Origin of the sequence: Rhodococcus sp. NPDC059968, from assembly GCF_042738615.1 — a bacterium.
Classification (GTDB): domain Bacteria; phylum Actinomycetota; class Actinomycetes; order Mycobacteriales; family Mycobacteriaceae; genus Rhodococcus_F.
Window position 1 is genome coordinate 12,921 of the sequence record NZ_JBHWUE010000067.1, and the last position, 16,882, is coordinate 29,802.

Below are 16,882 nucleotides of genomic sequence, written 5' to 3' on the forward strand. Positions count from 1 at the left end.
GATCATTCGTCCTGCAATCTCGCAAGAGCCGGGCGGTCCCCCTTGCTGAAGACATACGCCGGGGACATCGGTTCGTGCCTTCCGTTCCAGAGCCACTCATAGGAGACGTCCGACTCTCCCTCGAATCTTGCCAGCTTCTCGTCCCGGACCTCCTGCTCGGGTCCGTCTGGCAGTTGGTACAGGTGGGCGTTCTGCGCCGAAGCCTCCTGCACCATCCCCGCCCGCTTGGCGCGCTTTGCGCCGTAGCGCAGCAGAGCAGCCGAGATCTGGTCCTTGTCGACGACGGCGAGTTCCTCTGCGAGCACGGCCGCATCCTCGATCGCCTGCGAGGCACCCTGAGCCTGGAACGGCACCATCGCATGTGCGGCATCGCCGAGGAGTCCGACATGCCCCTGGACCCAGACCGGATTGCAACGGTGCGCGAAGAGGGCCCACTTTAGGATCGGCCCCTCGGCCTTCTCCAGGATCGAAGCGATCCGCGAGTCCCAGTCGCCGAATGCCCTGATGAATTCCTCGGCTGTCGTCTCTTCGGTCCAGCCCTTGTCCAGATTCACATCACTGGAGAGGGCCGCGGCCACGTTCAGGTACTCACCACCACGGATGAAGTAGTGAACCAGATGCCGACCAGGGCCGTACCACATTGTCGAATGGAAGCTGTCCCACAGGAAGCGGGTAGCGGGGTCCGCCTTCAACTTCTCACCCGGGACCATCGCCCGGAACACCATCTGCCCGGAGAAGAGGAGGTCCTCCTCTTCGCTCATACCCATGGCGGCACGCACGCGTGAATGCACTCCGTCAGCCCCGATGAGGACATCACCCTCGTATCTGCGGCCGTCCTCGGTGATTGCCACCGGAAGCGCCGGGTTCGACTGGTCGGCGGTGGCCACCTTCGAGTTCGTGTGCAGGTCGACAACGGGTCCGGGCAACGTGGGATCCGAGCACACATCGACGAGCATCTGGTGAAGGTCCGCGCGGTGGAAGTGCCAGTACGGCGCCCCGAACTCTTGCCACAGGGTGTCGCCGAGCGGCCGACTGGCGAGGATCTTGCCGTCACTCCACCGTCGACGCACCTGACTGGTGGGTTCCGTCTTTATCGCCTCGAGCTGGGGCCGCAGTCCGGCGTTGATCAGGATTCGGCTCGCGTTGGGCGCGGTCTGGATGCCGGCACCGACCTCCCCGAGTTCGTTGGCCTGCTCCAGCACGGTGACCTTCATGCCGACACTGCGCAGCAGGTAGGCCGCGGTGAGACCACCGAGGCCTCCGCCCGCGATAACGACTCTGTGAATATGGTTACTCAATGGAACCTCCTGAAACAAGGTGGGTGCCGTGCCGAGGTTCTGATGACTACCTCCTAGGACGACTATCTCACCTAGATAGTACGCACACTGACGAGTTTCGCAATAGATGTCCCGACACTCGCCATCCTTGAACGAAAAACCCCACCCCTCCACCCTCCCCGCGTCGCGCAGTTCACCGAGCTGAAACACGCCTCACAGTGCGGAGACTTCGAGCAGGCCTCCATACCGCTTGACAAAACATTGACGGCAAACAAGCATCGGGTCCAATGCGATAGTCCGTGTACGAATTACTACCTCACGAGAGGGGTCTTCACGATGAATCCGACTGCCTTCAACGAGCTTTGCCTGGAGGAACTGAAGCTTTGCGGAGTGAACGAATCAGAGACGATCGCCGTTCTGACACGCGGTGACGAGAGGACCGCGTACGCGGACTCCTTCATGTGGGCGGCGCAGCGTCTGGGCGCCCAGACGTACCACTTGCGCTTGCCGGCCCCCAGCGACCCGGCTGGTGCCTGGCAGGTCGGCGACGTGGGGCTCGGCTCCAACCCGCTCGCCGTGGACGCATTGAAGAAGGCCGACATGGTCGTCGACTGTGCGCTGATGCTCTTCAGCCCCGAGCAATTCGAGATCCAGGGCGCGGGCACACGCGTCCTTTCCGCGATCGAGCCTGTGCCGGTCCTGGCACGTCTCTTCCCGACGCACGAACTGCGAGACCGCGTCGAGCTCTCCCAGAAGTACCTGGCGGAGGCGAAGTCCCTTCGTATCACCAATGACCTCGGCACCGATGTCACCTACCGCCTCGGAAAGTACCCGGCGATGGCCGAGTACGGCTACACGGACACCCCCGGCCGCTGGGATCACTGGGGCTGCGGGTTCGCCTTCACCGGCGCCGACGACGACGGCGTGGACGGCACAATCGTGCTCAGCCCGGGTGACATCATCCACCCCTTCGACACCTACGTGCAGTCGCCGGTCAAGTTCACGATCGAGAATGGCTTCATCGTGGACATCCGGGGAGTCGACGGTCATTCGAGCCTCGATTCCGACTTCGTCAAGGCACACATCGACGGTTTCGCCGATCCGCGTGGCTTCGGCATGAGCCATGTGGGTTGGGGACTCGACGAGCGCGCGCGCTGGCATGGGATGGTGCAGGATCCCAACGTGATCGGGGTCGAGACCCGTTCGTACTATGGCAACGTAATGATCTCCACCGGGCCCAACAACGAGCTCGGCGGCCCCAACGACACGCCGTGCCACATGGACATTCCGATGCGCAACTGCTCGCTGTACCTCGACGACGAACTGATCGTCGACAAAGGCGACCTCGCGGTCCCCGAGCTCCGGCCCGCGTCGCGCCGCTGACACGACAAGACCCAGGAGAGCATCATGGAACTGACCAACACGTTCACTATCGAAGCGCCGATCGACGATGTGTGGAAGGCGTTCAACGATCCGGAGTTCGTCGCACCCTGCTTCCCGGGCGCAGACCTGACCGAGTACACAGGTGACTCGTTCACCGGGGGTGTGCGAGTCAAACTCGGCCCCGTCTCGCTGAAGTACAAAGGCGCCGGGGTCTACATCAAGCGTGACGAGTCGAGCCGACGCCTGGTGATCGAGGCTGAGGGGCGAGACACCAGCGGCAATGGATCCGCGCGCGCGGTCGTCACAGGCTCCATGGAGTCCGCCGGTGCCGCGCGGACCAATGTCACCATGGTGACCGATCTCAACATCACCGGACGGCCGGCGCAGTTCGGCCGCGGCATCATGTCGGACGTCGCCGACAAAATCATCGGCCAGTTCGCCGCACGATTGGCCGACAAGCTCAATGGGGCCACGGGCGAGCCGGGAGCCTCATCAAGTGCGTCGGAGGAAGCGGATTCGCTCAATATCCTCGGCGCTGCGGCCGGCCCGGCGCTCCGTGTGGCTGCGCTGGCGACGCTGGCGACAGTGGTGATCGCCCTCGGGTACCGACTCGTCCGTGGACGGGTCCGAAGTTGAGGCACCAGGTGGGGCTGCTGGGTCTGACTCCGTATCACCGACCTTGGTGGTCGTCGACGCGGCGAGACGAGTCCGAGCCGGGTGATCGATATGACGGCCGATTCACTCAAATGCCGGGGGAGCCATCAAACGACAGACAGGCAGGCGTACCCTCCGCCCATGGCCAAGCAGCGAGACACTCCGGCTATGAACCATCACGATCAGAAGCGTGAGTACCCAACCCCACCCGACATGATGTCGGCACCGGGGCACCTCCTTCGTCGCCTCAACCAGGCGTACCAAGCGGCTTGGCTCGCCCATGTCGACACCACGACAACCGGACCGCAGGTGGCCGTCCTCATGGCCATTCGCACCTATCCGGGAGTCGAACAGGGGATGGTCGGAGCTTCGATCTCGTTGGATCGATCGACCATGGCCAGCATCGTCACCCGTTTGGAGGAGCGCGGACTGATCAATCGGGTCCGCCCTGCCGACGACGGGCGCAAGCGACTCCTGTACCTCACCGATGAGGGGAAGGCGGCCGTGACGGATCTGGTCGGACGTGCACAGAAGTTGGACGGCCTGCTCATGGAGGGGTTCGGTCCCCTGGGGATGGAAATTGTCGTTTCGATGATGGATTCCCTCGCGCAGCGCTGGGAGGATGTCGCGGACCGACAGGGCTGATCGGTGTCAGCCCGGGGCGTCGCAAGGTCAGACCTTTCGTTCTGGCCCCGAGACCTGACCGGTGGCGTCCCGGTAGCCGGCCCAGTCGTCTAGGTCTACGGGCTCGCCTCGAATCGCGCGGCCATGCATGATATCACCAGCCCAGCCCGGATTGCGGGCACGGAAGGCTGCCCGGATCTACCGGTGATGGTTGAGGCTGCGCCCAAGGACCTTCGTCGGAGAATCGCTCGAACATATTGAGCAACAAGGGCATCGGGACGACTGGAGAGACCGAGGCAACGAGCCGGGCACTCCCGCGGTGATCAGGTCCGTTGGTGGAATGCATGGTTGACCTAACTCGGGCGCTCGAGTCAGGTTTCGTCAGGCTCCGTTGCAACTCTGCCCCGGCACACATGCGCTCGATTTTCCCCCAAGGTGTTCCTCAGCGATGGTCGGCGCGGCGTGCGATGCGCCATGGCTCTCCAGAAGTGCCCTGAGGACGAACACCTCGTCGATGTCATCCGCCGTTCAATCCCAAGTGCCCCGAGCCAAGGGGCTCGGGGCACTTGGGGCGTCGCGGCGGGTCGACCTTGGCTAGTCCACGAGTTCGCGCTTGCGGGTGTCGCCCAGGCTGTAGCAGGCGATCGCGCTGATCACGCAGAAGACCCCGACCATGATCCCGACCGACACCACGTGCATGCCGCTCCCGACCATTGACGCTGCGACGAGCGGCCCCAAGCCACCACCTATCAGGCCGGCGAACTGCTATGCCACAGACGCACCGGTGTACCGGTGCCGGGTGGGGAAGACCTCGGAGAGAATCGAGCCGACGACGCCGAGCGTCGCGGCGTTCAGAAAGCTCATCCCCACGATGAAGAGCAAGAAGATGACCCACGTGTTGCCCGTTCCAACCATCGGGAAGGTGAAGAACGAGAAGACGCCGAAGGCCAGGCAGGCCGGAACGTAGATCGCCCTCCGCCCGATCCTGTCGGAGAGTGCGCCGAGCACAGGGACCATCGCCATCATCCCCAGCAGCGAGATCATCATGGCATTGAGGAAGACCTGCCGCGGCATCCCCAACTCCGTTGTTGCATAAGTGATTACGTAGGTCGTCAAGATCGCCTGCGCCATGAACGGCCCCGTGTAGGTCAGGATGCTGACAAGGGTGCGGCCCGGTTGTTCCTTGATCAGGGAAAGAATCGGCAACCGCCGCTCGGACTCTGTCGGCGCCTCTTTTGCTTCCAGGAAGACTGGAGACTCTTCGACCTTCAGTCGGATGTACATGCCGACGATCACCAGCGCGATCGACGCCACGAACGGGATGCGCCACCCGAACGAGTTGAACTGCTCCTCAGAAAGGAACCCGAGAGCGGCGAACGATGCGTAGGCCAGGAAGACACCACATGCCGAGCCCATGGCAACGGCGGTGGCGGAGAAGCCCCGCTTCTCCTTGCCGGCGTGCTCGACCGCCATCAGCACAGCGCCACCCCACTCACCACCAACTGCGACACCCTGCACCACACGCAGCAGGATGAGGAGGATCGGTGCCAAGATGCCGATCTTGGCCGACGGTGGCAACAACCCGGTGAGGAACGTGCTCACGCCCATGACGGCCATCGTGGCGACCAACACGGATTTGCGGCCGTACCGATCACCGTAGTGACCACCGATGATGCCCCCCAGCGGTCGGGCAGCATAACCGATCGCAAGTGTCGCGAAGGAGAACACGATGCCCATTGCGGAGGGAACCCCGTCAAAGAAGACCTGGGGAAACACCAACGCCGCCGCCGTACCGTAGACGATGAAGTCGAAGAACTCGATCGTGGTGCCGACGAAACTCGCGGCATAGATCCGGGCGGCCTGCCCACGGGGGGTCGCGACCCTCTCCGTTTCGGACTCGACGGTCCGCGCGTCATTGATTTCCACGCAATGCCTCCTTCAATTGCCACCACTACACCCGGCTTTACTCCTGACACGGGGCGTGATATGTCCTGATTCGATCTGCCCAGGCAGCTATCGAGACATGCTCACCAGCAATCGATTCAGAGGTAATCCGATCACACACCATCTCCACCCGCAAGCGGAACTGACGTGCGCACCATCACTGATTCTTCCCGCGCTTTACCCGCTCAGACTCCCAGGCACTTCCACGGTCGCAGTGACCAGCCGCTGTCATCAGCGCCCTGACTACTTGAACGAGACCGGAGCCTCGGCCATTCCCGGGTCTGGCGGCGACAGGGCCCGCGCGGTGGTCCAGGACCGGACGCCGCCAGCGGCGCGGCCGTCGGGCGACAACTTCTTCCGGAGTCGGCGCCCGACGCGCCTCTGATGTCAGCGACCGGTCCACGCGCTCGATGCTGGGCGGATGGTGAAGCGCCGCACGCGCATCAGAGGCTGTCGAGGAGGGAGCCCCAGCCGCCGGAGGTCTCGCGGACGCCGAGGAGGCTGAGGAGTTTCCAGAAGAATGCGGAGTCGCTGGAAATCACGGGCTTCCCAAGATCTGCTTCCAGTGGCGCAATGATGTCCATCGTGTGAACCGCGGCGCCGGACATGATGATGCAGTCCGCCTCGGGAGCCTCTTCCGCGACCTCACGCGCACTCTTGTACGCGTAGCTGGCCGGGTACCAGAGGTTCCTACCGTCCACCGACTCCTCGTCGGGGAAGCGCTTCTGGTCGACCCAGTTCTTGATGGTCAGCACACGAATGCCGCCGGCCTCCAGGAATTGCGTGTACCGCTCACTCAGCTCTCGACTGTAGTAAGTCGATGAGATGGCGACGGTTTTGTACCCCTGTTCCTGCAGTGCCTCGACGATGGACAGGCCCATCAATGCGACAGGTTTCCCGGAGGCCTTTTCCAGTTTTGTGGAAATGTCTTCGGCCCACTCGAGACCCGAACCGCCGGCGAACGAGAACGGCGTGCCGACCTGGCCGACGATATCGACGCCGGCCGAGCCGAGTGCAGCGGCGGAGGTCTCGAGCTGCTCGACTGCCCGCTTGATATTCGTGGCATCCACGCGGAAGTTCGGTACGTACGGGAAGGTCTGGTATACACCCACTCCCTCCGGAGCGACACGCGCGAGCTCGACATGAGCGTTCTCGATAACCGGTGTAGAGATCAACCCGACCTTGCCACGCCAACCATAATCAGCAGACCAGTGCGTCATTTCCCTCAAGCTCCCTTGTGTCTTTTCGAATAAATTCATACCGCCCGTTCGGCGTGCATGTCGTGACGTAGCGCGACGAAGGAAACAGCAGTTGTGCCTGCCCCACCTCGAGGATTCCCGTCGCGGACGTCCCTGCCAGCTCTTCGAAGAACGAGGTGATCGCGCTTTGCAGCCTCTCGAAGGCTGGATTGTTGTTCCCACGGCGCCTGACTCCGTCGCTTGGCCGTCAAAATAATCTGTACACGGACTAACTTGGGGAGTCAACTCTCGGGCGCATCACGATCTGGCACTCTCACACCCGGGTGAGGTTGGCCTTTCGGGTGTCTCCAAGCATCATCGTGGAGACGGCACTGATCGCGCAGAACACTGCAATCATCAGCGACACCGCTATGACGCCCAGATCAAGGGTCATTGCCAACGCCGCGGCGACGAGGGGGCCGAATCCACCACCGATCATGCTGGACAACTGGTACGCCAAGGACGTACCGGTGTAGCGGGACTCGGTCGGGAACACCTCGCTGAGGATCGCGCCGACGGGACCGAGGCACGCGGATTCGATCACGCCCATGGAGATGAAGAAGGCCAGGAACACGAGGGCTGCGGAGCCCGAGTCGATCATGGGAAAGATCAAGAACGAGAAGATTCCGAACAGGATCGCTGCCGGCACGTAGACCACGCGTCGCCCAACTTTGTCCGACAGCGCGGCGAAGAGTGGCACACCGACAACCATCACGGCCAGAGACGCGGTGAGGGCGTTCAGCATGAGTCCGCGTGAAGCGTCGGTGTGGGTCGTTCCCCACGAGACGACGAAGATCTTGACGATGGACTGGGCCATGACCGGCCCGACGTAGACGCACAGCGCCAGCACGAGCCGTCCCGGGTGGTTGCGAATCAACTGGACAAAGGGCGCCTGCTTGCGGGTCTTCGTCTCATTCTCTCGCTCGTCGACAGAAGCCTCGAAGACCGGGCTCTCCTGAACGTTCATTCGAATGTAGGCGCCGATAGCAATCAGAACCACCGATGCCAGGAACGGGATGCGCCATCCCCAGCTCATGAATTGGTCCTCGTTCAGAAGTCCCAAGACGGCGAACGATGCGGTTGCCAGCAGTGCCCCGAGCGCCGCTCCGACGCCGGTCGCGCTTCCGAAGAGTCCGCGAGATTTCTGCGGGCCGGTCTCGACCGACATCAGCACCGCACCGCCCCACTCGCCACCGACGGCAAGCCCCTGGATCAGACGAAGGATCACGAGCAGCACTGGCGCGAGACTACCGATCTGGGCAGTCGTCGGCAGGAGTCCGATGGCCATCGTGGAGACACCCATGAGGACCAGGGTGATCATCAGCACGGACTTTCGTCCGGTTCGGTCGCCGAAGTGACCGAACACGACCCCACCCAGCGGACGCGCCAGGTATCCGGCCGCGAATGTCGCCAGCGAGGCGATCACACCAGCGGCCGGGGACATGCCGGAGAAGAAGATCGACCCGAAGACCAGGCTTGCGGCAGTCCCGTAGATGGCGAAGTCGTAGAACTCCACGACACTGCCGATGAGGCTCGCCAGGTACGCGCGGCGCTGGTTGCGGGCAGTGGGACCGGACCCGAGGGCAGGCCTCGCTGCTGCTGATTCCGTCGCCATGGCGCTCCTTGGAAGATCAGTTTGTGACATTGGATGTAGCCAGCCTTTCCTTCGCCCGCCCGAATTATGTGACGTTCGTCTCGCGGCTCGAGGAGGTAATTGGAACACGGACTATCTCCATCCGCAAGAGATGTGCTGCGGATTTGGACAATCCAATCTCCGAAGGCTCACCGCCGGACCGGCGAGCCTGGCCTGCGCGGCGAGAGGCCTGTCCGACCGCACATCTATGCAGGTCCAGGGAGCCTAAATGCCGGATTCCAAGCCGGAGGTCTCTGGCCCGAGGGGTCTTCGAACCGAGTCGGTCCGACGGACGAGTGTCGAACATTGTTGATCGAAATGCAGGATTTGCTCTGCGTACTGATCATTGCGTGGACGGGCCCACCGTCCCGGCGCAACACGGGCTACAACATCCGCGCCGCGCAACCCTGAACAATCCCTCCAGCGCTGGACATGTGGGTTGACAACGACTGCACCGCGCAAGATGATCAGTGGACAAACTATCTTCGGGTTCGCCCGACCTCCGACGAGGAGCAGCCGTTGTCCGCAGATAATGTCCGCCGCCCTAGGGCCGTCCTCCAAACGGCCCTCGCCGACCTCGCATCGTTGCGGGCGACCAGCCGCTGGGTCGACACAGGAACACTGAGGCTCCACGTGCTCGACTACGGCGGGAACAAACCGCCGATGGTGATGTTGCCCGGAATCACCAGTCCTGCAATCACACTGGACTTCGTGGCGAGCGAGCTGCTCGACCTCGTCCGCCCCATTGTCGTCGACATGCGAGGACGAGGACTCTCGGACAGCGCCGAGTCGTACTCCTTGAAGGACTATGTCGATGACACGCGCGCGGTGATCGATTCCCTGCATCTTGAATCACCGCTCCTGTTCGGGCACTCGATGGGTGCCCGAGTAGCAGGACTCGCAGCATCCCTTGATGCGGAGAAACTGGCCGGCACCATCCTCGTCGACCCACCGATGACGAGCGGCCCAGGCCGCGGGCCGTACCCGGTCACGCTGCACGACTTCGAGGATCAACTCGTCGCAGCGAGGCGCGGCTTGGACCCGGCGGACATGGCGCGAACCTGGCCGACCTGGCCGCAACGCGAACTGGGCCTTCGTGCTCGCTGGCTGTCCAGTTGCGCAGACGAAGCCATCGCTCGAACACACGAGGGCTTCGAGGGCGACGACTTCTTCGACTTCTGGCCGGGAGTCCCAGAGCCGACCGTGCTGATCTACGGGGCCGACAGCCCCATGGCATCCGGGCAATCCATCGAAGAAGCCACGCTGTCGAACCCGAAGGCGCGATTTGTGAAAGTGCCGGGGGCCGGCCACATGGTCTTATGGGACGCACCAGAGCGGGCGCTCTCTGCGCTGCGTTCGGTACTCACCGACTGGGACACCAAGTAACGATGATACGGAGGACACACTGAATGACTGAATCTGAATCGACACGTTCGCGCGGGGCGATCCTCACCGGTGCCGGTGGTGGCATCGGGACCGCCACCGCTGTCCAACTTGCCCACGACGGCTACGCACTGGCGCTCGTGGACCGCTACCAGCAGCAGTTGGACCGCGTGGCGGATCTGGTCCGCGCAGAGGTTCCGACTGCGGAGCTCCGGACGTACGTCGCCGATGTGACGGATGGCGCGGCAGTGGCGCACTACGTGCAGAGCGCGGGGGCCGAACTCGGCCCGATCCGGCTTCTGGTCAACAACGCAGGTATCGAGGGCCGCGTCTGCGCGATCCATGAGTACTCCGAAGAAGAGTTCGACCGGGTGTGGGCCGTCAACGCACGCGGAACCTGGCTCAACATCAAGCACGTGGTGCCGCTGCTGCTCGCGGACGGCGGCTCCATCGTCAACGTCGCCTCGGTTGCCGCGCTCCGCTCGTCGGTGCTCTTGGCACCCTACGTGGCGAGCAAACACGCTGTCCTGGGTCTCACTCGATCGGCAGCCAGTGACTTGGCGCCCCACGGCATTCGGGTCAACGCGGTCTGCCCGGGGCCGGTCGACACGCGCATGATGAACTCCTTGAGCGAACAACGCGTCCAGGCTACGGGCGAAGCAGATGGCGCCGCAGGCCTCGTGTCGCGGGTGCTTCTCGGACGCATGGCCGAGCCGAGCGAGATCGCCTCGGTTGTCGGCTTCCTGGCATCCCCTGCCGCTTCCTACATCACCGGCAGCGCAATTGTGGCTGACGGCGGCCTGTCAATCTGAAACCTCACGTGAAGAAGGCGGTAATGCAGCAAATGCGTACTGGCAGAAGGGCCGTCCTGGTCGAGCCCAACAAACCCTTGGAGATCTGGGAGTCCCCAGTGGACCCGCCCTCCGGTGCCGACGTGCTGGTCTCGGTGGAAATGGCCGGAGTGTGTGGCACTGATTACCACTTCTACCTCGGTGAGGTGCCCATGCCCGGGCCGATGGTCCTCGGTCACGAAGGGATCGGCAGAGTGGTCGAGACCGGGCCCGAAGCAACAACCGACAGCGCCGGCAATCCCCTCGCGAAGGGCGACCGCGTCTACTGGGTTCCCCTGAAACCATGTCACCGGTGTCACGCATGCACGGTCTTGGAAGACACGTCCCTGTGCCCTAACCAGTCCCCCGGCCGGTTCCGTGATCCACGGCTCACGCCATTTGCGACGTACACCGACTTCGCGCTTCTTCCGGACGGGATGACCTTCTTCAAGGTTCCAGAGGACACCCCGTCCGAGGCGGTCATCGCCTTCGGTTGCGCGATGCCGACAGTGCTGCACGCCATGGAGCGCCTGGGCCAGATCCGCTTCGGGGACAGAGTGCTTGTCCAGGGCGCTGGGCCCGTCGGCCTGGCGGCGACTTTAGTCGCCAGCCTGTCCGGGGCCGGCGAGGTGGTTGTGATCGGAGCCCCGGCGTCGAGACTCGACATGGCAAAGCGCCTGGGGGCGACATCGACCATCGACCTCGACTTGCACGCCACCTCCGCAGATCGCATTGCAGCCGCGAGGGAGGTCATGGATGGGGGCGCCGACATCGTGATCGAGGCCGCGGGAAAGCTCGCGGCGTTCGGGGAGGGAACCCAACTGGTGGCACGTGGTGGCCGCTACCTCATCGTCGGCCTATGGTCGGCTCCCGGGACCACGATGCTGGAACCTCGAAAGATCAACAACGACAACGTGCGAATCATCGGATCCGCGCTCTCGCGACCCAGGCACATCTTCAAGACGATCCAACTGGCACAGCGCTACCACGCGCAGTTGCCACTGACCGACGTCGTCTCGCATCGATTCGGGCTGGAGGACGCGCAGAGCGCAATTGAGGCTGTCGGACGTCATGAGCCGATCAAGGCGGTCATCCAGCCCGGTATGGAGGCATGATGGCTCGTCGGGCACTGCGCCAACTCCTCACGGGACCCGGCCCGTTGATTGTTCCGGGCGCCTACGATGCGCTGTCGGCCCTCCTGGTCCAGCAGTCCGGGTTCAAGGCTGCATTCATGTCCGGATACGCGGTCTCGGCGGCTCTGCTGGGTAAGCCCGACATCGGCCTGCTGACTGGCAGCGAAATGGTTGACAACGCACGACGTATGGCTGCCGCAGTCCAGATTCCTCTCATCGTCGACGGCGACACCGGCTACGGCAACGCGATCAATGTGATGCGGACCGTACAGACCTACGAGCAGGCCGGAGTCTCCGCCATCCAGCTCGAAGACCAGGTGACCCCCAAGCGTTGTGGACACATGTCGGGAAAGCAGGTGATCGACTGCGCGGAAATGCTCGGCAAGATTCGGGCGGCCGTCGACGCCCGCGAAGATTCAGACCTCATGATCATCGGCAGGACGGATGCGGCATCCATCGAAGGAACCGACGCGGCGATCGCGCGAGCCCAGGCCTATGCCGATGCCGGGGCCGACATCCTCTTCGTCGAAGCGCCGGATGACGTCCGAGAGATCGAGAAGATCGCATCGAGCCTCGCACCGTTGGCGCCACTGGTCTTCAAGGTCCCGGAAGGGAGGCAATCGCCGCCACTGTCGTTCACCGACCTCGCCGATCTAGGCTTCTCGATTCTCCTCCTGCCCATCGGGACGCTTCTCGCTGCCACGGCAGCGATGCAGCGCTCACTTCGAGAACTGGCCACCGACGGCGCCTCGGGCGAGGCCGAGATCCCGCCACCCACGTTCGACGGATTCAATGACCTGGTGGGCCTGCCTGCCATGCGGGAACTCGAGAACCGGTACGCCGATTCGCACGAAGCGTAGACGCGCATGGACCGGTGACCATCACTACTACGGTCCTTTCCGAGCGTGCCTCATCTCCGCAACGGACGCTTTCCCGGTCGCGCCTCTTCCCGGGAGCCAGGACGATGTCGGCGGTCGCGGTGTTTGTCCTCTACGCGGGAGACGCGTTCGGTGCCGGGGAATCGGGGAAGTCGGCCCCCTGAGCAAGGATCCACGCAAGTGCGACCTGCGTTGGCGTCAGTCAGACTATTCCGCGCCGTGGTGGGTGGCGAGTTGGCCGGCTTCTTCGAGGGTCGCGGCCCAGGTAGCGAGGAGTTTGAGTCCGTCGGCGGCGGGACTGTCCTCGGGTGCGGTGTACACCAGGAGGATGAGGCCGGGATGCGCAGGGAACTCCATCGCCTCGAAGTTCAGCTCGAGCTTTCCGATGGCGGGATGGCGGATCTTCTTGTGCCCGGTTCGGTGAAACCGGACGTTGTGCGCCGCCCACCGGGCCCGGAAAACCTCACTGCAGGTGGATAATTCGCCGATCAGCTCGATGAGGTGCTTGTCGTGAGGGTTGCGGCCGGCTTCGGAACGAAGCATGGCGGCGATATCGTCGGCGGCGCGGTCCCAGTCGACGTAGAAGTCGCGCGCGGCCGGGTCGAGGTAGACGAACCGGGCATTGTTCGCCGGTCGGCGCGGGTCGGCGAGCACGGGTGCGTAGAGGGCGCGGGCCAACCGGTTGGCGGCGAGCATGTCATGGCGGGCGTTGCGTACCCAGGCGGGTGCATCGGTGATGGCGTCGAGGACCAGTTGAACGCCGGCGGTGACCCCCGCAGTCTTCGAGCGGCGCTGCCGGACGGGTCCGGGTTCGGCGGCCCGGGCGAGGTCGAACAAGTGTGTGCGCTCTGCGTCATCCAATTGCAGGGCGCGGGCGAGGCCTTCGAGGACGCTGTCTGAGGCGCCGGCGAGGTTGCCGCGTTCCATCCGCACGTAGTAGTCGATGCTGACGCCGGCGAGCAGGGCCACTTCCTCTCGGCGCAACCCAGGAACCCGCCGGGTACCGCCGTAGGCGGGCAGTCCTGCCTGTTCGGGGTTGATCCGCGCCCTCCGGGAGGTGAGGAACTCCCGGACCTGTGCTCGCTGGTCGTCCATGCGTTCCACGGTATGCGGACCGGCACGGCCGAGGGAGGTACTGCGGTTACCTGGAAGAGCAGTGACTCCCGCGGGTACCGGATCGCGCGTTTACTCGAATTGTGACCACCTCGCATGACCGACCGCCGGTCGCGGCACCGTCGCGGCGGATCTTCGCGACAGCCCTGATCGGCCACCCCTGCCGAACGCTGCGCTCCCGTGCGGCATCGAGTAACACGAATCCCTGGAAGAGAGTTGGACATGGCGATCACCGAAGCAGCCCGGAACAATCACGACGATCTGTTCCCGGGACACGTCTCGACGTTGAAGGAGACTGATCCGGAGCTCATCGAGGTGTTCGACAACTTCGCGTTCGACGAGGTGCTGCAGTACGGCGACCTGAACACCCGTACGCGTCTGATGGTGCAACTCGCGTCGATGGTCGCGAGCCAGGCACTTGCCGAGTACCGGGTCATGCTGGGCGCAGCCCTCACTGTCGGAGTGAGCCCTGCGGAGGCCAAGGAGGTCGTGTATCAGGCGGTCCCGTACGTCGGCATGGCGAAAGTCTTCGATTTTCTCCACGTGACGAACGACGTGCTCACCGAGCGTGGCATCAGCCTCCCCCTGGAAGGCCGGGCGACGACGACGGCCGAGGACCGGTTGGCGAAGGGCTTGGCCAAGCAGAAGGAGATCGTCGGCGCAGACGCCGTGGACGGGATGTACGACGCGGCAGCACCGGACGAGGTCCACATCCAGCGTTACCTGTCGGCGAACTGCTTCGGTGACTACGTCACACGCGGCGGCCTGGACACGCCGACCCGTGAGCTGCTCACGTTCGCGATGCTGGCCTCCCTCGGTGGTTGCGAACCCCAGGTCAAGGGACACACGATGGCGAATCTCCGCGTCGGGAACACCCGGGCCGACCTGCTCGCCGTCCTCACACACCTGCTGCCGTTCATCGGCTACCCGCGCACGCTCAACGCCCTGCGGGCGTTGAACGAGGCCGCACCCGCCGCCGACCACTCGTCGCAGTCATGACCGAACGCACCTGGCTGATCACCGGCGTCAGCAGTGGCTTCGGTCGCCACCTCACCGAGCAACTGCTCGAACGCGGCGACCGCGTGGTCGGCACCGTCCGCCGACCCGGGGCCGCCGACGAATTGACCAGCCGGCATCCGGACCTGTTCCGGGCCGAGGTACTCGACGTCCGTGACAGCCCGGCCGTGCGCGCAGCCGTGACGCGAACCGTCGCGGACTTCGGTCGGATCGACGTGGCCGTGAGCAACGCCGGATACGGATTGTTCGGGGCCGCTGAGGAGCTCAGCGACGAACAGGTCGACGCCATGATCGCCACCAACCTCACCGGTTCCATCCAGTTCATCCGTGCCGTGCTTCCGCACATGCGGGCTGCCGGCGGGGGCCGGGTAATCCAGCTCTCGACGTACGGCGGACAGGTCGCGTTCCCCGGTAACTCGATGTACCACGCGACGAAGTGGGGAATCGAAGGCTTCGTGGAAGCGGTGGCGCAGGAGGTGGCGCCGTTCGGCATCGGCGTGACCATCGTCGAGCCCGGTGGCGCCCGCACCGACTTCCGCTACCGCGGCGCCCAGATCGCGGAACCGATTCCGGAGTACGACGCGACACCCGCGCACAACTTCCAGAAAATGCTCGACCCCGCCGCCGGCCTGGCGCCCGGAGACCCGGCACGAATGGCCACCCGCATCATCGAAAGCGTCGACGTCCAACCCGCACCACTGCGCCTCATGCTCGGCTCGCAGGCACTCGAGTCCACCCTCGCCGTACTCCGCAAACGCGTCGCCGACTTCGAAGCCCAAACCGAACTCGCCGCCTCCACCGATTTCCCACCGGAAACCGACTGACGTGGCCTTAGTCGAGTGCATCCATGAACGGCGCGCCACCAAGGTGCTGCTGAAACAACTGACAGTCACCACGAACGAAGAATCGAGAGACATACACGTATGAGCAAGGTCATTCTGGTTACCGGCGCAGGCCGAGGGCTCGGCACCGACATCGCCCGCACTGCCCTCGCGGCGGGCCATCAGGTCATCGCCACCGGCCGCCGCCCCGAAAAAGTGCAGGAACTACTGCGTGAGAGCGACAACCTGCTGGCCGCCGCCCTGGACATCACCAACCCTGCCGATGCCGAAGCCGTGGTCGCCGCCGCGGTGGAGCGGTTCGGCCGGATCGACGTGCTGATCAACAACGCCGCCACCTTCCAAGCCGGCTACTTCGAGGAGATCTCCGACGCCGCGATGCGTGCGCAGGTGGAGACGAACCTGTTCGGCCCGATGAACGTCACCCGCGCCGTCCTACCCCAAATGCGCAAGCAGCGGTCGGGGCACATCATGACCGTCTCCTCGCTGGCCGGGATCATCGGCCAGGAGTTCTGCGTCGCCTACGCCACCACGAAGTTCGGTGTCGAGGGCTGGATGGAGTCACTGAGCTTCGATCTGGAACCGTTCGGGATCACGACGACGATCGTCGAGCCCGGGTTCTTCCGCACCGAACTTCTCGAAGAGGCGTCCACCGCCTGGGCGGACCAGTCGATCGACGACTATGCCGAGCGCACCACCCAGACAAAGGCCGCCTGGCACTCGATGAACGGGCAGCAGTCCGGCGACCCCGTCAAGCTCGCCCAGGCACTGATCAAGGTCGCAGAGCTGGATGAGCCGCCGCTGCGGTTCGTCGCCGGCTGCGACGCGATCCCCGCCGTCATCGACAAGGGACGTCAGATCAGCTCGCAGGCCGAGGCCTCCCGCGAACTCGGCTTCGACCTCGACCTCGACAACTGACACATCACCGATTGAGGA

The 16,882-nt window shown here is 64.1% G+C and carries 16 protein-coding genes; 10 read left to right on the forward strand and 6 right to left on the reverse strand.

Annotated features, from left to right (window positions below):
- Nucleotides 1-2: 2 nt before the first annotated feature.
- Nucleotides 3-1,298, reverse strand: a complete 1,296-nt coding sequence (locus ACFWAY_RS37395) for an FAD-dependent monooxygenase (RefSeq protein ID WP_378514100.1) — start codon at nucleotides 1,296-1,298, stop codon at nucleotides 3-5.
- A 369-nt stretch (nucleotides 1,299-1,667) separates the two neighbouring features.
- On the opposite strand from ACFWAY_RS37395, the gene ACFWAY_RS37400 reads away from it, so the two are divergent.
- The 3 genes from ACFWAY_RS37400 to ACFWAY_RS37410 all read left to right on the forward strand — a co-directional run bounded on the left by ACFWAY_RS37400 (nucleotide 1,668) and on the right by ACFWAY_RS37410 (nucleotide 3,959).
- Nucleotides 1,668-2,660, forward strand: a complete 993-nt coding sequence (locus tag ACFWAY_RS37400) for a leucyl aminopeptidase (protein WP_378514101.1) — start codon at nucleotides 1,668-1,670, stop codon at nucleotides 2,658-2,660.
- Between the two features lie 24 nt (nucleotides 2,661-2,684).
- Nucleotides 2,685-3,296, forward strand: coding sequence for an SRPBCC family protein (locus ACFWAY_RS37405; RefSeq protein WP_378514102.1), 612 nt, complete (start codon nucleotides 2,685-2,687; stop codon nucleotides 3,294-3,296).
- Nucleotides 3,297-3,455: 159 nt separating this feature from the next.
- Complete coding sequence (locus ACFWAY_RS37410; protein ID WP_378454887.1) at nucleotides 3,456-3,959, forward strand: MarR family winged helix-turn-helix transcriptional regulator; 504 nt, start codon at nucleotides 3,456-3,458, stop codon at nucleotides 3,957-3,959.
- Nucleotides 3,960-4,532: 573 nt separating this feature from the next.
- Here the strand turns inward: ACFWAY_RS37410 and ACFWAY_RS37415 are convergent.
- The 4 genes from ACFWAY_RS37415 to ACFWAY_RS37430 form a co-directional block, all read right to left on the reverse strand.
- Nucleotides 4,533-4,676: a hypothetical protein gene (locus ACFWAY_RS37415; protein ID WP_378514103.1), complete on the reverse strand. Its 144-nt coding sequence runs from the start codon at nucleotides 4,674-4,676 to the stop codon at nucleotides 4,533-4,535.
- Between the two features lie 27 nt (nucleotides 4,677-4,703).
- A complete protein-coding gene (locus tag ACFWAY_RS37420; protein WP_378514104.1) occupies nucleotides 4,704-5,864 on the reverse strand; it encodes an MFS transporter in 1,161 nt (386 codons plus the stop codon).
- A 461-nt stretch (nucleotides 5,865-6,325) separates the two neighbouring features.
- Nucleotides 6,326-7,102 (reverse strand): hypothetical protein, encoded by a 777-nt coding sequence (locus tag ACFWAY_RS37425; protein WP_378454889.1) that lies wholly within the window; start codon nucleotides 7,100-7,102, stop codon nucleotides 6,326-6,328.
- Nucleotides 7,103-7,394: 292 nt separating this feature from the next.
- The gene (locus tag ACFWAY_RS37430; protein WP_378514105.1) at nucleotides 7,395-8,735 is read right to left on the reverse strand and encodes an MFS transporter; all 1,341 of its coding nucleotides are present in this window, start codon (nucleotides 8,733-8,735) and stop codon (nucleotides 7,395-7,397) included.
- Nucleotides 8,736-9,272: 537 nt separating this feature from the next.
- On the opposite strand from ACFWAY_RS37430, the gene ACFWAY_RS37435 reads away from it, so the two are divergent.
- From ACFWAY_RS37435 to ACFWAY_RS37450, 4 genes are read left to right on the forward strand one after another with little or no spacing between them, the layout of a single operon-like run.
- The gene (locus ACFWAY_RS37435; RefSeq protein WP_378514106.1) at nucleotides 9,273-10,139 is read left to right on the forward strand and encodes an alpha/beta fold hydrolase; all 867 of its coding nucleotides are present in this window, start codon (nucleotides 9,273-9,275) and stop codon (nucleotides 10,137-10,139) included.
- Between the two features lie 23 nt (nucleotides 10,140-10,162).
- On the forward strand, nucleotides 10,163-10,948 hold the full coding sequence (locus ACFWAY_RS37440) for an SDR family NAD(P)-dependent oxidoreductase (RefSeq protein ID WP_378514107.1): 786 nt from the start codon (nucleotides 10,163-10,165) through the stop codon (nucleotides 10,946-10,948).
- Between the two features lie 32 nt (nucleotides 10,949-10,980).
- Nucleotides 10,981-12,081: a zinc-binding dehydrogenase gene (locus ACFWAY_RS37445; protein ID WP_378514108.1), complete on the forward strand. Its 1,101-nt coding sequence runs from the start codon at nucleotides 10,981-10,983 to the stop codon at nucleotides 12,079-12,081.
- Entirely contained in the window at nucleotides 12,081-12,959 is an 879-nt protein-coding gene (locus tag ACFWAY_RS37450; RefSeq protein ID WP_378514109.1) for an oxaloacetate decarboxylase, read from the forward strand. The genes ACFWAY_RS37445 and ACFWAY_RS37450 overlap by 1 nt, the downstream gene beginning before the upstream one ends.
- A gap of 225 nt (nucleotides 12,960-13,184) precedes the next feature.
- Here ACFWAY_RS37450 and ACFWAY_RS37455 read toward each other — a convergent pair whose 3' ends face one another.
- Entirely contained in the window at nucleotides 13,185-14,072 is an 888-nt protein-coding gene (locus tag ACFWAY_RS37455; RefSeq protein ID WP_378514110.1) for a helix-turn-helix domain-containing protein, read from the reverse strand.
- Between the two features lie 240 nt (nucleotides 14,073-14,312).
- Here ACFWAY_RS37455 and ACFWAY_RS37460 point away from each other — a divergent pair, with 240 nt between their 5' ends.
- The 3 genes from ACFWAY_RS37460 to ACFWAY_RS37470 all read left to right on the forward strand — a co-directional run bounded on the left by ACFWAY_RS37460 (nucleotide 14,313) and on the right by ACFWAY_RS37470 (nucleotide 16,864).
- Nucleotides 14,313-15,089, forward strand: coding sequence for a carboxymuconolactone decarboxylase family protein (locus ACFWAY_RS37460; RefSeq protein ID WP_378514111.1), 777 nt, complete (start codon nucleotides 14,313-14,315; stop codon nucleotides 15,087-15,089).
- On the forward strand, nucleotides 15,086-15,931 hold the full coding sequence (locus ACFWAY_RS37465) for an SDR family oxidoreductase (RefSeq protein ID WP_378514112.1): 846 nt from the start codon (nucleotides 15,086-15,088) through the stop codon (nucleotides 15,929-15,931). Before ACFWAY_RS37460 ends, ACFWAY_RS37465 begins: the two co-directional genes overlap by 4 nt.
- 99 nt (nucleotides 15,932-16,030) lie before the next feature.
- A complete protein-coding gene (locus ACFWAY_RS37470; protein WP_378514113.1) occupies nucleotides 16,031-16,864 on the forward strand; it encodes an SDR family NAD(P)-dependent oxidoreductase in 834 nt (277 codons plus the stop codon).
- Nucleotides 16,865-16,882: the final 18 nt, after the last annotated feature.

Excerpts from the sequence above, each read along its gene's own strand:
- ACFWAY_RS37410 (WP_378454887.1), top strand. The coding sequence starts at position 3,456 with ATGGCCAAGCAGCGAGACACTCCGGCTATGAACCATCACGATCAGAAG.
- ACFWAY_RS37405 (WP_378514102.1), top strand. The coding sequence starts at position 2,685 with ATGGAACTGACCAACACGTTCACTATCGAAGCGCCGATCGACGATGTG.
- ACFWAY_RS37445 (WP_378514108.1), top strand. The coding sequence starts at position 10,981 with ATGCGTACTGGCAGAAGGGCCGTCCTGGTCGAGCCCAACAAACCCTTG.
- ACFWAY_RS37460 (WP_378514111.1), top strand. The coding sequence starts at position 14,313 with ATGGCGATCACCGAAGCAGCCCGGAACAATCACGACGATCTGTTCCCG.
- ACFWAY_RS37440 (WP_378514107.1), top strand. The coding sequence starts at position 10,163 with ATGACTGAATCTGAATCGACACGTTCGCGCGGGGCGATCCTCACCGGT.
- ACFWAY_RS37455 (WP_378514110.1), bottom strand. The coding sequence starts at position 14,072 with ATGGACGACCAGCGAGCACAGGTCCGGGAGTTCCTCACCTCCCGGAGG.
- ACFWAY_RS37430 (WP_378514105.1), bottom strand. The coding sequence starts at position 8,735 with ATGGCGACGGAATCAGCAGCAGCGAGGCCTGCCCTCGGGTCCGGTCCC.
- ACFWAY_RS37470 (WP_378514113.1), top strand. The coding sequence starts at position 16,031 with ATGAGCAAGGTCATTCTGGTTACCGGCGCAGGCCGAGGGCTCGGCACC.
- ACFWAY_RS37465 (WP_378514112.1), top strand. The coding sequence starts at position 15,086 with ATGACCGAACGCACCTGGCTGATCACCGGCGTCAGCAGTGGCTTCGGT.
- ACFWAY_RS37425 (WP_378454889.1), bottom strand. The coding sequence starts at position 7,102 with ATGACGCACTGGTCTGCTGATTATGGTTGGCGTGGCAAGGTCGGGTTG.
- ACFWAY_RS37450 (WP_378514109.1), top strand. The coding sequence starts at position 12,081 with ATGGCTCGTCGGGCACTGCGCCAACTCCTCACGGGACCCGGCCCGTTG.